At 62.6% G+C, this 16,417-nt stretch carries 5 protein-coding genes; all 5 read left to right on the forward strand.

Translation table 11 applies throughout. The annotated features are described in order from the left end of the window. Nucleotides 1-196 precede the first annotated feature (196 nt). The 5 genes from QP981_RS09235 (at nucleotide 197) to QP981_RS09255 (ending at nucleotide 16,417) form a co-directional block, all read left to right on the forward strand. The gene (locus QP981_RS09235; protein ID WP_011274127.1) at nucleotides 197-424 is read left to right on the forward strand and encodes an MbtH family protein; all 228 of its coding nucleotides are present in this window, start codon (nucleotides 197-199) and stop codon (nucleotides 422-424) included. Beyond that, nucleotides 425-2,242, forward strand: a complete 1,818-nt coding sequence (locus QP981_RS09240) for an ABC transporter ATP-binding protein (protein WP_011274126.1) — start codon at nucleotides 425-427, stop codon at nucleotides 2,240-2,242. After that, nucleotides 2,235-3,962: an ABC transporter transmembrane domain-containing protein gene (locus QP981_RS09245; RefSeq protein ID WP_011274125.1), complete on the forward strand. Its 1,728-nt coding sequence runs from the start codon at nucleotides 2,235-2,237 to the stop codon at nucleotides 3,960-3,962. Before QP981_RS09240 ends, QP981_RS09245 begins: the two co-directional genes overlap by 8 nt. A gap of 79 nt (nucleotides 3,963-4,041) precedes the next feature. Continuing rightward, nucleotides 4,042-5,460 (forward strand): lysine N(6)-hydroxylase/L-ornithine N(5)-oxygenase family protein, encoded by a 1,419-nt coding sequence (locus tag QP981_RS09250; RefSeq protein WP_011274124.1) that lies wholly within the window; start codon nucleotides 4,042-4,044, stop codon nucleotides 5,458-5,460. 100 nt (nucleotides 5,461-5,560) lie between these two features. After that, complete coding sequence (locus QP981_RS09255) at nucleotides 5,561-16,417, forward strand: non-ribosomal peptide synthetase (RefSeq protein ID WP_011274123.1); 10,857 nt, start codon at nucleotides 5,561-5,563, stop codon at nucleotides 16,415-16,417.

Genomic DNA, 16,417 nt, shown 5'->3' on the forward strand with positions numbered 1-16,417 from the left:
GAGCTATTCTTTGGTGATTTGTGGTGTGTGGTCTGGGGTTATGGTGGCATGCGGACACACTTTTCTTTACTTAACCCTCAAAAGCTGCATATTAGGTTATGCTAAGTTAATTCACGCTTGCTGCACTTGTGCCACCACTTTGGCCAACGCAGCCCATAAACCCGTTATTTCCGCATCATGAGACAAGGAGCGCGTGTTGTCTAGCAACCCGTTTGATGACGAACAGGGCAGCTTCTTCGCCCTTATCAACGACGAGGGACAGTACTCGTTGTGGCCTACGTTCGCCGCCGTGCCAGACGGATGGACCGTGGCTCTGGGAGACCCTTCCCGTGGCGTAGACGGCGGGGTATCGCGGGACGAGGCGATGGAGTTCATCGACCGCGAGTGGACCACCTTGCAACCGGCAGGAAAGTCTCACGCTTAAGTGAGTGCCGTACTTCCCACTGCTTTGCCTGGTGAGTCCGCTGCGGAGATTGGCCGCCTGCTCCGTCGCACCGCAACTCCAGCAATTAGTGCGGTGCTGTTCACTTTCGCCGGTGCCTTGCTCTCTCTGGTGCCCATTTATCTGCTGGCCAGCGTCATCGATGCGGTAGCCGCCGGTGACGGCAAGTCTGGCGTGCTGAAGGTGATTGTGTGGGCTGCCGTGGCGTGTGTTGGTACTGCCGTTGTCGCTGGCCTTGCGGAGGCGCTGACGGGTGTGACGATTGCCCAGGTAGTTGCGAAGTTGCGTGAGCGCGCCGTCGCCGCGGTGCTGAATCTGCCTTCCACCACGGTGGAGTCCCTGGGCCGGGGAGAGGTGCTGGGCCGAGTTGGTGCGGATGTCGCCGCGCTGGTGAGCAGTGCCCGCAAGTCGGTTCCATCGACCCTCAGCGCGCTGGTGATGGTCGTGGTGGCCAGCGCTGGAATAGCGGGGTTGGATTGGCGCCTCGCGTTGGCGGGGCTGTGCGGGATTCCGTTCTATGCGCTGGGGTTGCGATGGTATCTTCCTCGTTCTGCCCCTTTGTATCGACGCCAACGCGAATTAGAAGCCGGTGTCATCGGTTCCTTGCAAGGTTCTATGGAGGGCATTCGTTCGGTTCGTTCGCATCGGCTGGTGGATAGCCGCCAAGGTCTCACCAGGCGCTACGCGCAGGCTTCGCGGGACGAATCAATCGCTGCGTTTCGTGTGTTTTCCGGGCTGGTGGCGCGGGAGAACTTCGCGGAGTTCATGGGGTTGTCAGCCCTGTCTGTCGTAGGCTGGTTGCTCTTCCGCGAAGATGCGGTGACGGTGGGCGAGATCTCGGCAGCGTTGATTCTGTTCCACCGTCAGTTCGTGCCGATCGGCACGATTCTGTTCACCTTTGATGAACTGCAGCGCAGCGGGGCGGCCTTGGGGCGCATCGTGGGACTCATTCGCTCCGCGGGTGCGGATACGCCACAGCCGATTGATGACTACTCCTCGCATCGGCAGAGTCCAGCTGTAGAGGTCAAGGGCCTGAATTATCGGTACGAGGATGGCCCAGAGATCTTGCATGACTTGGCGTTCCACATCCCTGCGGGGTGCACGGTATGCGTGGTCGGCGGATCGGGAGCTGGCAAGTCCACGGTTGCGGAAATTGTCTCTGGAACCCTCGAGATGGCAGAGCCGGGTGTGATCACCGTTGGGGGGTGCGACGTGGTGGGAATGAGTGCGCAAGAAAGAAGCTCGATCTTTTGCGTTGCCTCCCAGGAAAACTACGTCTTCGCGATGAGTTTGCGCGATAATCTCCTGCTGGCAGCCGAAGGTGCCAGCGACGCAGAAATATGGGATGCGCTGCGCCGAACCGGTGCGGAAGATTGGTGCACATCCTTGTCCCATGGCGACAAGCAGGGCTTAGACACAATGCTGGGCGAAGGGGGCCTGCACGTAGATGCGGTGGCGGCACAGCGTCTGGCGCTGGCCAGGGTGGCATTGTCTCGGGCTGGCGTCGTCATTCTTGACGAATCAACGGCCGAAGATGACGGTGACCTCGAGGAAACACAGCAATCACACGAGGCCTTTTCGATGTCCTTGGAGGACGCTGCCCGCGCGGCGATCCGCGGACGGACGGCGATGGTGATTGCGCACCGGCTCAGCCAAGCAACCTCCGCCGATAGCGTGGTGGTGATGGAGCGCGGGCGCGTGGTGGAAACAGGTACGCACGAGGAGCTGGCAGCAAGAAACGGAACATATGCCGATATGTGGACCGCCTGGAATGAGCAGGGGAGGCAGGCGCGTGTCTGACAACAAGGTGGTGACGCTGCGCGGGCTGGTCAGAAAAAATTCTCGCGCGATGGCTCTGAGTGGCTTGTTGCTGAGCATCTACCACGTGGCAGAAGCCATGATTGCGGTGTTACTGGGATGGTTGGCGCACAGTCTTATCGCTAGCGAGAATGTGTGGCACCTGGTGGGTGGAATCGCAGCCTTAGGCGCTACGCTGGCGACGGTGTCTGTGAGCTGGCAGACAGGGTTCCGGATACTGCAGGCTACGTCGGCTCGGAACGTATGTGAATTGCGGGCAGGCATCACCTCGCAGGTGGTGAGCCATGGTGGGCATTCCGACGATGCGGACAGTCTGCCTCGCCAGGAATTGCCCACGGTGGTGGGTGAAGACGTGGTGCAGGCGGTAGACATCATCGAAGTGGTCCCGGTGGGGATCAGTGCGCTGGTGGGAGCCATTTTCTGCACGATTGTTCTGGCGCTGATTGATCTGCCACTGGGAGTGGTGGTGTTGGTGCTCAGCGCGGTGGTGTTGATAGTCCTGCACCGGCTGTCTCAGATCATTGAACGCCGCGCGGAGCGGCAACAAACTCTGCTCGCGCGAGTGACCGCGCGCATGACCGACATTCTGCAGGGGCTGCCGGTGATCTCGGGAGTGGCTGGCGCGCATCCGGCCTACCGTGGATATGCGCGTAAATCTGAAGAGGCGTGTGCGGATGCTCGGAAGCTCGCGTGGGTCAGCGGAGGTTATGAAGCCGTGGCGATGGGCAGCAATGTGCTGTTGCTGAGTGCGGTGGGCCTGTACGCGGGCTATCGAACCATTTCCGGCGATGTGACGTTGGGGGAGTTGGTCACCGTGGTGGCGCTGTCACAATTTATCGCGGAGCCGATGCGGCAGTGCAGCAGAATGCCGCGCTTCATTGGATTGGCGAGGGCTTCCGTTCGGAGGCTGCAGCGCGTGGCGGAAGCTCAGCGGCTGCGTGAGGGGCAGGGCGTGCCATCTGCTCAGATTGGCACGCCTGCCATTTCCATGCGCGGTGGAGACGGTGAGGCCGAAGGAGACGGCGAGGTCGAGGGATCAGAGCAGGCTTCCGTGGCGTTCGCAGAGGGGCGACTGACGGTGGTGCACTGTTCAGCCGCATGGGCAGATGCTCTGGTGGATGCGTTGGTCGCGGGGGAGTCGATGGAGCTTGGCTCCCTGACTAGGCCACAAACTCAACAACTGTGGATCCGGGGGCGCGATATTTGCGAGATCTCGGTAGACGATGTGCGTTCCGCTGTGCTTGCCGAGCCTCGGAAGCCGGCATTGTTTGGGGACACAGTGGGGCAGGCGGTGCTGCGGAGCTCTGGAGAGGGCAGGGCGGAGGATGCAGTAGACATTCTTAACGCCTTAGGGCTCGATGAACTGGCGCCGGGGGCGGCTCATTCAGCCGGGGTATTGGATCACGAGCTGACCGAAGGTGCGCGCAATCTTTCCGGTGGTCAGCGGCAGCGGCTGGGATTGGCACGAGCGCTACTGGCTGAGCCGGAGATGTTGGTGATGGTTGATCCGGTCTCGTCAGTGGATTCAATGACGGGCATGAAAGTGGCGCGTGCGGTGAGAGATATTCGCCGCGGGCGTACCACGGTGGTCCTGTGTGTGGGGAGGGCCTTCCAGTCGGTAGCCGAGGACGTAGTTGATGTGAAGCCTCTAGCTGGGAGTTTGCGGACGCGGGGTGAGCAATTCCCGCTAGGGGGTTGTTGAGCAATAGAAGATAGGTTAGCCTACCCTTTGCATTGCCTACCCTAAGAAGTTGGTTGGCGCATCCTACAGAGAGGCCATAGTGACCATCATCGATCGTCAAGCTCAGACATCCGCAGAGCGCAGTACCCACGAAAATTCCGTCCGCGACATCGTCGGGATCGGCATCGGCCCCGGAAACCTCGGGCTCGCGGTAGCTATCGAAGAGCAAGCTCCAGAACTCGATGCACTCTTTGTGGAAGCCCGCCCGGAATTCAACTGGCACCCAGGCATGCTCCTCGAAGGATCCAACATGCAGATCAGCTTCCTTAAAGACCTGGTTACGGTGCGCAATCCGCAGAGCCGCTTCAGCTTCATCAACTACTTGCATCACAGCGACCGCTTGATTGATTTCATTAACCGCCAAACCTTCACCCCGGAACGCGTGGAATTCGCCGATTACCTCCGATGGATCGCGGATCACATCACCGTGGACACGCAGTACAACACCACCGTGACGTCCATCGAGACGCTTCCGGAACTGGCCGCAGACGGAGCTCGTTTTGTGGTGCACGTCCGCAGGAAGTTAGGAAGCGGTGAGTCCGAAGGGCAGCGAGCTCAGCAGTCGGAGTCCATTCGCTGCCGCAACGTGGTGGTTGCCCGCGGGCTGGAAGCCAAGATGCCTGCGTGGGCAGAGGACAGCTCCTTGGACACCTCGCGCATCTTCCACAACATCGATTTGCTCCCGCGCACCAAGAAGCTGCTGAACAGTGGGTGGGATATCCGCCGAGCTTTGGTGATCGGCGCGGGCCAGTCCGCAGCCGAGGCCATCCGGTACTTCCACGATTGCCCGCATATCGATACCGTCACGGGCAGCTTGAACAGCTACGGCTTCATCCCCGCCGATGACAGCCCCTTCGCCAATCGGGTGTTCGACCCGGAGGCCGTTGATGACTTCTTCCATGCGCCCGATGCGATCCGCAACGAGCTGTTGATCCGCCACCGGTACACCAATTACGCCTGCGTGGAATCTGAGCTCCTCGATGAGCTCCACGACCGTCAGTATCGGGAAAGCGTCACCGGGCGTCAGCGGCTCGATATTCGCCGGACCACGGAGGTGCTCGGTGCGCGTAATTGTTCCGACGGCAGCGTCGACGTGGACATTCGCCACCGAGTAACCGGAGACGTGGTGACAGAAAACTTTGACGTGGTGGTGTGCGCCACGGGCTTCCGATCTCGCGGTCTTGCGGGGATTCACGCTGATAGTCACGGCAGTGAAGAATTCACCGTCACTAGGGATTACGGCGCCGTGCTCAATGGCGAGCGCGTGCCAGGACTCTTCGTGCAGGGAGCAACTGAGGCCACGCATGGACTCGGTTCCACGTTGCTCTCCAACATCGCGACCCGCTCCGGGGAACTGGTGGAGGCCATCACGGGTCAGCAACGCACGCATCGTGCGCCGGCGGATGAAGATCTCCGCTCCGAGCAACATCGGGATTCTTCGCACCTGATCGCAGGCTGATTTTCCCGAGCCGTGCTCCGCTTGAGGTTGGCTGACACCTAGCCCGACGTCCGCCATCCGCGTCTGATTCCCTGTTTCCCCATCAACCGAAAGGCTCTTTGTGCCCACCCGATCGTCTGCTCACACTCCGTTTTCCTCTGGCGATACGCTTGCTTCTCGAGATGGCGGCGCCGTCATCGGTCATGGCCGCAGTGAACAGGATCGGATCGCCCAGCAGCGCATATGGAATGACACGGATCAGGATCGCGATCGCCCGGACCTGATTAGCCTGCTCCTGCAGCATGCGCAGGAGACCCCGGATGCGCTCGCAGTGGTGGATGACCGGCACAGACTGACCTATGCGCAGCTCGTCGCCCATGCAACTGCTGTAGCGCGAAATTTGCGGGAACACGGTATTGACGCTGGTCAGAGTGTGGGAATCTCCCTGCCGCGCAGCGCGGAGATGGTGGTGGGTATCGTCGCCACGTTGCTCGCCGGTGGCAGTTTTGTCCCGCTAGACCCCTCGTGGCCGCAGGCGCGCCGGGAATCCGTCACCCACGATGCCAGCCTGAGCTTCGTACTCACGCCGGACAACTGCGCGCTCACCGAAGACGCGCTATTCGACCTCGATGCCACCCGCGAGCTGTTCACCCCGCCGTCCACGGACAGCGTTGCGTACGTCATCTTTACCTCTGGCAGCACCGGCCGCCCAAAGGGCGCAATGATCCGCCACGGTGCGATCGTGGAGCGCTTGCTCTGGCAGCGCGATCAGATCCTGTTCTTCGGCCGCGATGATGCCTCCCTGTTCAAGGCACCGCTGGCCTTTGATATCTCCATCAATGAGATCTTCCTGCCGCTGGTTTGCGGGGGCCGCGTGGTGGTGGCCGCGCCGGGCGTGGAGCAAGACCCCCAACGCTTGGCCCGCCTCATCCATCGCGAGGGCGTGACGTTTGCGTATCTGGTTTCGAGTGTTCTCGACGTCATGCTCAAACAGGCCGAAGGCACGAATCTATTAGACAGCTTGCGGCATGTCTGGTGTGGCGGAGAGATGCTCACCCAGGCGCTGTTCCGTCGCTTTCGCCAGCAGCTGGCCATCCCGCTGTACCACGGGTACGGGCCAGCGGAAGCTACCATCGGTGTCTCCCACGTCATATACCGTGACGACGAGGATCGCCTCAACACGAGCATCGGTGTGGCCAATCCCAACTGTCGGCTCTATGTGCTCGATGAGCACCTGCGGGTGGTTCCAGACCAAGAAATTGGTGAACTCTATGTGGCCGGATTCCTGCTGGCCAAGGGGTATATCAATGCCCCAGGACTCACGGCCAGCCGCTTTGTTGCGGATGTGTTTGCGTCGGACGGAACCCGGATGTACCGCACGGGAGACCTGGTGCGCCGGCACAACGACGGCTCGCTGGAATTCGTGGGGCGGGCCGATAATCAGGTGAAAATCCGTGGCATGCGTCTGGAGTTGGAGGACGTGGAATCTGCGCTGGTGGGACACCCAGATGTGGAGGCGGCGAGCGTGATTGCTCGGGAGGGGCGACTGCTGGGCTACGTGACGGTGACTGCGGGCCTCGTGGGTGCTGCGATCCGTAGTTGGTGTGCCGAGGTACTGCCCGAATACATGGTGCCCGCGATTATCACCGTCATGGATGAGTTGCCGCGGACGGCCAACGGAAAAGTGGATCGGAAGGCACTGCCGGAACCTGATTGGAGCTCGCTCACTGATGCCCCGGCCGATGCTGAACGTGACGGGGAAACCGTTGCTCTGCTCGCGGAGGCAATGGCTGAAGCATTGGGGGTTAGCGCGGTGGGTGCGGAGACGGACTTCTTCGATATCGGTGGCGATAGCCTGCGGGCCATCACCCTGGTCTCGGCTCTGGGACGGCGCGGGGTGGAGGTGAGTGTGGGAGATATTTTCTCTGCGCGCACTCCACAGCAACTGGCTCGGTGCGCCGAAGAGCGCGGAACCTTCGTGCAGGATCCAGACGATGAACCAACCGGTGAGGTGCAGTCGCTGCCGATTCTGCGCTGGTTCGATTCCATTACTGATCACGTGGACGGCTTCATTCAGTCCGTGGAGTTTTCAGTTCCAGAAGATGTGGATGCGCAGCTGGCCGGGCGAATGGTGGCTGACGTGCTGCAGGCGCACCCTGCACTGCGGGCCCGTGTGCAGCGGAATCCCTTGCGGCTGGAACTCCCGGAGGAATCTGCCGAAGAAGCGGTGGCGATCCACCCCACCACGGACATCGCTGCGCTTTCTGAACTGCTGGATCCGGCAGTCGGAGTGGTGGTAGCGGCTGGGCTGGTGCCCGGAAGATTGCGCCTTGTGGTGCATCACCTGGTGGTCGATGGCGTGTCATGGAACATTATCGGCGAGGACCTCGCCGCGGCGTATCGCGGGGAACAGCTCGCGCCGGAGCGGACGTCCCTGCGCCGATGGACGCAGCTGCTGCAACAGGCCGTTGATACTGGCGAATTCGCGGAGGATGCCAATAGTTCCCTGCCCCCATTGCCGAGTGCAGATGAACCTCTGCGGGACCCGCAGGTGCCAGCGCTTGCTGATAGTCCCGAGAAAGCGCCCACAGTCCGTGAGGAGCGCAGCGTGGTACATGAGGCATCAGTGCAGATCACGGACGAATTACTGGGTGCGGTGCCCCACGCTTTCCGCACGGGGGCGAATTCCGTATTGCTTACGGCATTGAGCGTGGCGTTGGCGCGTTGGCGTCGAAACAAACAAACATGGACCCTGGTGGAGATGGAGGGGCACGGCCGCGAAACCCGATTCGTACCCGGGCCACAGGGCAGGGAAGCAGACCTTTCACGCACGGTGGGCTGGTTCACCTGCCTATATCCCATGCTGATCGACCCCACCCGGGCGGCAGTGCAGGAGGCCTCCACAGAGGTCGAGGGCAGCATCGCCCCGCTAGCGCTGGCACTCAACGCAGTGAAAGACCAGCTCGCGGCCATCCCCGGCAACGGCGTTCCTTACCAGGCCCACACCTGGTTGCATCAGTCCGCGAAGACCCCTCCGCAGGCACAGGTGCTGTTCAACTACTTGGGGCGCGTATCCGCAGGAGCACAAGATTTCGCTCCCGCGGGTTCCACCGGCCAACTCGGCGAGCAACGCGACCCGGACCAGCCGTTGGTCCGCGAGCTGGAGTTCAACGCGATCGCCGAAGACACCGGCGAGGGATACGTCCTGCGCACCACGATCTCCTGGGCGCGCGGCAGGATCTCCCCCGAACGGATCGACGAATTGGTCGCGCACTGGGATGTGGCATTGCGCGAGGTGGCAGCGCTTGCCGATCACGGCGTGTTGTCCGTGGGCGACGTTGCCCCCGCACCCGTGAACTCTGCGGACCTGGCACGAATCACTGCGCAGAGCTCCGCGGAGCTGCAGGACGTGCTGCCGCTGACCCCGCTGCAGCACGGCATGTACTTCCACTCGCTATTCGAGGAATCGGCCAGCTCGTATGTGGAGCAACAGGTCTTGCGGGTGGAATGCAGCGAACCGTTTGACCGGGAGCGATTCGCCCGCGCTGCGCGTAATTTGATCCGACGCCACCCCGCACTGAGCACCCGCCCTTGGGAAACTGACGGTGGCGATGTGGTTGCCGTGATTGATCCGGGGATTGCCGAGCATTTGCGGGTGGACTTTCGGGACGTGACGGTGCCTGCCGAGTTGGCTGGGCCTGGATTAGACGGGTGGCTCGTGCAGCGTACGGAAGAGATTGCCGCTGATGACCTCTCGCGGGGAATCTCCTTGCAGCCGCCCGGTGATGCCGCGCCCGAGCCGCTCATGCGATGGACCGTTGTGCTCCCGACCAGTGTCGATGGTGCGGTGTGTGGCCAGGACATCGCCGTGATCCAGACGGTGCATCACCTGATCGCCGACGGATGGTCCGTGCCCATCATGCTGCGGGATCTCCTGGAGATCTACCGGGATGACGATGCCCGAATCCCGCGCTACGACCCGGACGCCGGAATGGCCGGCAGCGTGCGATGGGTGGCGCGCAGAGACGCGGAAGCCGATATGTCCGTCTGGCGCGAGGAAATGCGCGAGGTACGCCCCACGGTGCTGTGCCCTAATCCTTCGAGTTCGCTCGAGCGCCGGGAGTTGCTGGTAGACGATCCGCGGACTGTTGGCTTGTCTGAGCGTGCTCGGGCAGCGGGTGTGGGCCTGCCGGATGTGGTGCACGCGGCGTGGGGGCTGGTCCTTCGCACCTTGGTGGGCTGCGAACCTGGGGCTGACGTGGTGTTTGCCACTTCCGTTTCCGGCCGTGACATTCCCGTTCTTGGCGTGGCCGATGCCGTGGGCATGCAGCTCAACACCATCCCGGTGGTCGCGCCGGGGCAATCTGATCCCACCCTGCCGGTGACCAGCATGCTGCACGCCATGGTCCATCACAACAATCAGGTCCGCGATGTGCAGCACGTCAGCCTGGCTGATATTGCCCGCGACCTGGGAACCAACGCCAGCGAACTGCTGGATACGTTGATGGTGGTGGAGGTGCCGCTATCTCCACAGGACGTGGGCTGCCCCGGCTCGCCACTACAGGTTGCTGACGTGCGCAACAATGGCGCGCCGCACTTTCCCCTGTCCGTCGTGGTCAACCCTTCCGCTGAGCACCCACTGCGCCTGATCTACGATCCGCAGCGAATCACCGAGGTACGTGCCGAAAGGATCGCGCAGATGCTCGCGGTGAGTGTGGATTCTTTGCTGTCTGAATCCGGTGCGGTGGCGACCGTGGGTGAGGTTGCAGAGGCGTTGGGTGCGGTATCTGGTGTGGACACGCTTCCTTCTTTGTGGCGACGCAGCTTCGAGCACTCCCGCGACCGGCCCGCCCTGACCAGCATCGGAGAAGACGGTGCTGCGGAGCATTGGACCTACGAAGAACTAGACGACGCCGCTCAGCGTATACGCGCTGTGCTGGACCGGAAGGTTGCCATCCACACCCCGAGAGTAGCCCTGCTCATGGAGCGCGATGCGTGGCAGGTTGCGGCCATTCTGGCGACCACGATGTCCGCCGGCACCTACGTTCCCGTGGATCCGTTGTCCCCGCAAGCGCGGGTGGAATTGATCCTGGAGGATTGCCAGCCCGATGCCGTGCTGGTGTCTCCCAGCGCGGAAAAAATGGTCTCTGAGCTGGTAGATTGTCCCGTCCTCGTGGTCAGTGAACAGACGATGAGCGGGGAAGCGAAGCCGCCTGCGGGCCGGTCGGCAAGCGTGGCCCGTGCCAATGACATCGCCTACGTGATCTACACCTCCGGCTCCACAGGGCGGCCGAAGGGCGTGGCCGTCACACACGCCAACGTGACCGCGATGCTGGGCAATGCTCGCAGCCACGTGGAGTTTTCGCAGGAGGACGTGTGGTCGATCAGCCACAGCTTCGCCTTTGACTTTTCGGTGTGGGAGATGTGGGCAGCGCTGAGCTCCGGCGGGCGTGCCGTGGTGATGCCGTATGCGCTGATGCGCTCGCCCGAGGATGCCGCAGAGGTGTTGCGTGCCGAAGCCATCACGGTGCTGAGCCAGACCCCAACCGCCTTTGCCGCGTTGGAGCCGCACCTCGGGCAGGACTCTGCGGTGCGCACGGTGATCTTCGGCGGCGAGGCCTTGGAGGCCCGCGCGGAGGCTGCCTACTGCAGTGCTCATCCGAATGTTCGGTTTATCAACATGTATGGCATCACGGAGACGACAGTGCACGTCACAGCACACGAATGCTCCGAGAATGCAGGGGAGGCCCGCAGCCCGATCGGCCGCCCGATGGACGGGTTGCGTACCTATGTTCTGGACGCGCAATTACAGCCGGTGCAGCCTGGAGAGACCGGCATGATGTACGTTGCCGGGCCGCAGGTCACCGCGGGTTATTGGGGGCTTGCTTCTACCACGGCCTCCCGCTTCGTGGCCGATCCTTTCGTTGGCGGCGGCGCGCGGATGTACTGCAGCAATGACATGGCAAAGGTGCTGAACAACGGTCATCTGGATTACGTGGGCCGCGCCGATAGGCAGGTGCAGCTGCGCGGTTATCGCGTGGAGCTGGGGGAGATCGAGAGCGCGCTGGAGAAGGTCAGCGGTGTGCGGGAGGCCACCGTGGTGGTCGTCGATCTGCCCGAAGGCCAGGTGCCGGGTGCGTTGTTGATTACGGATTCTCGTGCCGACGCAAAGGCGATCACCTCCCGAGCTGCCGCAGCGGCCCGAGACGCGCTCCCTGCCTACATGGTTCCGCAGCTATTCGCGGTGAGTACGCAGGTGCCGCAGACCATCAATGGCAAGCGGGATGAGCGCGCGATCCTGGACCTTCTGGGTGAGATTCCTGCTGCTCAGCAGGCTTCGGGCACCTCGGATCTGGTGGAGGCGATCTCGCAGGCAATTGCTGATGCACTTCGCTTGGACCGCGCCGAGGTGGAGCCGGACTCGGACTTCTTCCGCTTAGGTGGAGACAGTATTCTTGCCATCCGCGTTACTCACGCGCTGGCGCGCGCTGATCTCAACGTGACTCCGCGGGACTTCTTCTTGGGCCGCACGCCACGCAAGATTGCCGAGCGGGTCACGCCGCAGGCCACCCAGCAGAAAATCCAGGAAACAAGGCAGAGCCAGGAAGAAGCCCTGCCCAAGGACGGGCACCAGGAGATCTCGGGGGCTTTCCCCATCCCGGCGATGCTGCGCAGGCAGATGGAAAGAGGCATGAGCGACCGCTTTGTGCAGGCGCGCCGCTTGGATCTGGGGCCAGTCGCTGTGGAGGACTTGGAACAGGCCCTGCAGCAGGTAGCGCAGGCACATCCGATGCTTCGTACGCGCGTGGACACCAGTTCTGCGTTCGCGCACTTTGTTGGTGCCGAGGGAGACGGCCCTATGGTTGTGCGGGCTTTGGACGTGGATGCATTGATCGATCACATCGATATTGCTGCTGGTCGTAGCGTGGTGCTCGGGTGTGTGGATGGGTACGTCAAGGCCGTTGCTCATCACGCGGTGATCGATAGCGCCAGTTGGATGATTCTGGAAGACGATCTGCGCGATGCGCTCGCAGGGCGCAGGATTCTCTCCGGGCAGGCGAGCTACAAGGATCTTTGCCTGCAAGAACTGCACGATGCTCACACCGCAGCAGCTCAGGATGCCCTGCACTGGAGTGAACTGGCTACGCTGCCACGGCCCGTCGAGGACTCGAACCAGTGGAGTACGGATCATGTGAGCACGCTCGAAGTGAACATTGACGGACAGACCGCGCAGGTCCTGCAGAGCGTTGCACCCGACGTGATGGGTGTGGACGTTCAGGACCTCGTGGCAGGACTGGTGACCGTCGCGGTGGCTCGAACAATGGGCACGGACGCGCGGAGCTGGGCCGTGGACGTAGAAGGCCACGGACGTCCGGCTGATCATTCCTATGGTCGAACCCTCGGATGGTTTACCACCATCGCGCCGGTGGAAATCCCGTTGGCTGATCCAGCGGATGCAGCACGTGCCGCAGCGGAAATGCGCGCGCTCCACGAGGACGGCACAGCCCCGGACCGCCGCACTTATCAGGCACTGCGATACACACACCCGCAAGGGCAGCGAACCCTGGCCCATGGGGCACAGATCCTGGTCAACTACCTCGGACGGGGAGAGACTGGCGCTGTCCTCCACGCGCCGGGCGATGCCGCCTGCCAGTGGACGGATTACCTGGTGGAGGCCGATGTGTGGTCTAGCGAGCGGGCCGTAAGCATGGAGCTGTCCGTGGTGAATGCGGTGATTTCCGCCGAGCGTTTGCGCAGCGCCATCGGCGAGGTTGCTCGCGAGTTGCAGGAGCACGTCAGCCGCGAGCAATCCTCAGGACGCCGCGCTCCGCTGAGCGTGCTGCAGCGCGGAATCTGGTTCCAGTCACAGGTGGCAGCACCGGGTGCCTACGTTGCACAGACTGCGTTGACGTTTGACCGGAGACTGGATGCCGAGGCCGTGGTGGAAGCCTTCCGGGACACAGTGACCGTGCATCCAGCCATGGGCGCGGAGTTCCACACCGATGCTTCCGGCCAACCCGTGCAGAACTTGCCGTGGAGTGGACAGGGCATTGACCTCCCCGTCGAGACCACCGAAGGGGATCTCGAGGCGATCATGCACGCTGATCGCAGCGCGGGCATCGATCTCGCATCCGTGCCGCTGGCGAAGGCAACCATCGTCACCGGCCGAAGTGACGGACAGCCTGGCGACACGCTGCTTCTTACCTACCACCTGGTTCTGGTCGATGGTTGGTCGCGTGCAGTGATGCTGCAAACCTTCCTCGAGAGGCTGACGTTGAGGTCCGGCCAGGCCCGCACGCAGGGTGCGGGAGAGTTGGTTCCTCGCGGTTGTTCTATTGCTGACGCCCTGCTCGAGTCCGTTGACACTCGCAAAGAGCAGGCAGATAGCGACTATTGGGTACATCGCCTAGAGACGTTGTCTCAGCCCACGCTCGTTGCCCCGCAGGCCGCGGATATCTCTTCAGAGCACGCTGGTAGCGAGTTGCCTCGCCAGGTGTTTGCCGAGGTCAGCGAGCAGCTGACCGGCGCACTGCAGGAAAAGATCCGGGCGCAGGCCGTGACGTTGACCTCCGTGGTCAACGCAGCCGTGGCCGTGGCCTTGGGTGCTGTCACAGGGGATTCGGATGTGGTGTTTGGTCAGTCTGTCAGTGGCCGCGATGCCTTGAGCGACCCCGCCATGTCTGATGTGGTGGGAGTGCTGCTCAACACAGTGCCAGTGCGAGTGACAGCTCGGCCCGGCCAGAGCATAGAAGAACTGGTCCAGGATGTTTATCGCCAGCGCATCGAGGATATGGACCACGATTCCGCGGACCTCGGCGCCATCCAGCGGCAGCTGGGGGTAGGCACGCTGTTCGATTCCATGGTGGTGGTGCAGAACTTCCTCGATCCGCAGGCAGCAGCGGAACTTCGGGAACGCCACGGGGTTGTGGAGGAGCGCGCGGAAGATTCCACGCACTTCCCTCTGACCTGGGTATTCACTCCGGGGCCGAAGCTGGGCATCAAGCTGGAATTCCGCCACGACGTGGTGGACGAGTCCCTCGCACATTCCGTGCTCAAGGCCGCGACCGAAGTCCTGACCGCGTTTGTGGACACACCAGAGGTCCCGCTCGCTCAGCTGGCCCAGTTGGCGCCAGCCCGAGCGGAGGATTCTTCCCCGCAAAGCACGACGGAGCAGATGGCTTCCTGGCAGAAGGCCGAAGGCATTGACCGCACCATTGCGGATGAGCTCAAGGACACCGCCCAGCGCTTCCCAGATCGCATCGCGCTAGCGGATGACGCACAGCAGTGGACGTTCGGTGAGCTGATTGCTCGCTGTTCCGACATTGCGGAAAAGATCAAGAATTGCGGCGTGACCAGCGGCGATACTGTCGCCATTGCGGTGGAGCGCTCCGCGCATTCGGTGGTGGCTCTGCTGGGAGCCCTGTGGGCAGGGGTGCGCTACGCGCCGCTTGATCTGACGCACCCCGATGGGCGGCTCCGGGTCCTCGTGGAGGACAGCCAGCCCGCAGCCGCGCTGGTGGACTCGAGTTCTCGGGAGCGCATGGAGCGGATCGGTGCGCTTCCTTGCGTCGACGTCACCACTGCCGATTCCCACGCCACCACCCACACGCCTGCGGCGGTGCCCGGGGACGATGCCTACCTGATGTACACCTCCGGATCGACCGGCAAGCCCAAGGGCGTGGTGATCAAGCATCGCGGGCTGCACAACATGCTGGACAATCACCGGCGCAAGATCTTCGCCCCAGCTGCTGCCGATGGGCGGACGTTGCGGATCGCGCATGCCATCAGCTTCGCCTTCGATATGTCGTGGGAAGAGCTCTTTTGGCTGGTGGAAGGCCACGAGGTGCGGATCTTCTCCGAGGATTTGCGACGCGATGCTGCGGCCATGGTTGAGGCCATTCGCGCGCATCAGGTGGATGTCATCAACGTCACCCCGACCGTTGCCGAGCAGCTGCTCGCGGAGGGGATGCTGGAATCCGGCGCGCATCGCCCGCGGCTGGTGCTCTTGGGCGGCGAGGCTGTCTCGCACGGCGTGTGGGAGACCTTGCGAAAGGCCGATGACGTGCGCGGATACAACCTCTATGGACCCACCGAGTACACCATCAACGCCCTGGGTGCTGGCACGGATGAGAGCGCCACGCCCGTGATCGGAATGCCGGTGGATCGCACGGCGGCGTTCGTTTTGGACCCGTGGTTGCGCCCCGTTCCTACAGGAGCGCCGGGTGAGCTCTACCTCGCGGGCAGCGGCTTAGCGCAGGAGTATCATGGGCTCGCGGCGCGCACCGCCAGCTCCATGGTCGCCTGCCCGTGGGGCGCCCCGGGTGAGCGGATGTATCGCACGGGAGACATCGTCCGCGTGCGTGCGGATGGCATGTTCGAGTACCTCGGACGCAGCGACGATCAGGTGAAAATTCGTGGTCACCGCGTGGATCCCGGCGACGTCTCGGCCGCCGTGTCCCGCGGCGTTGATCCCCGCATCCTCCACTGCGTGACCGTTCCTGTTCGTATATCCGACGCCACACTCCTGGCCTGTCACCTCGTGGCCCCACAACTGCGCGATGCGGACCAGGGGGAGCGGCAGAGTTTCCTGACTGGCGTGCGTAATGCATTGCGCGAGGAACTGCCCAGCTACATGATCCCGGATCGATGGTCGATCGTGGATGAGTTGCCGGTGACGTCGAATGGAAAGACCGACCTTGCTGCACTGGGTGAGGGAGAAAGGATCACGGAGAAGGGCCGCGAACCGGCGAACGAAACCGAGGAGATCACGGCGGAGCTGTTTGCCGAATCGCTAGATATTGAGCCCGAGGACGTGCCGGTGGATGCTGATTACTTTGACATGGGTGGGCACTCCATGGCGGTCATCAAGCTCTGCGCACTGCTGCGTGGAGAGCTGGGAGTGGAGGTTGGCGTGCGCGAATTCTACGGTCTGCGGACAGTCGAGCGCGTGGCGGAGTTTGTGGAGGCGCGCTCGTAG

The sequence above is a fragment of the Corynebacterium sp. MSK047 genome (genome assembly GCF_030232285.1).
In the GTDB taxonomy this organism is placed as follows: Bacteria; Actinomycetota; Actinomycetes; order Mycobacteriales; family Mycobacteriaceae; genus Corynebacterium; species Corynebacterium jeikeium_D.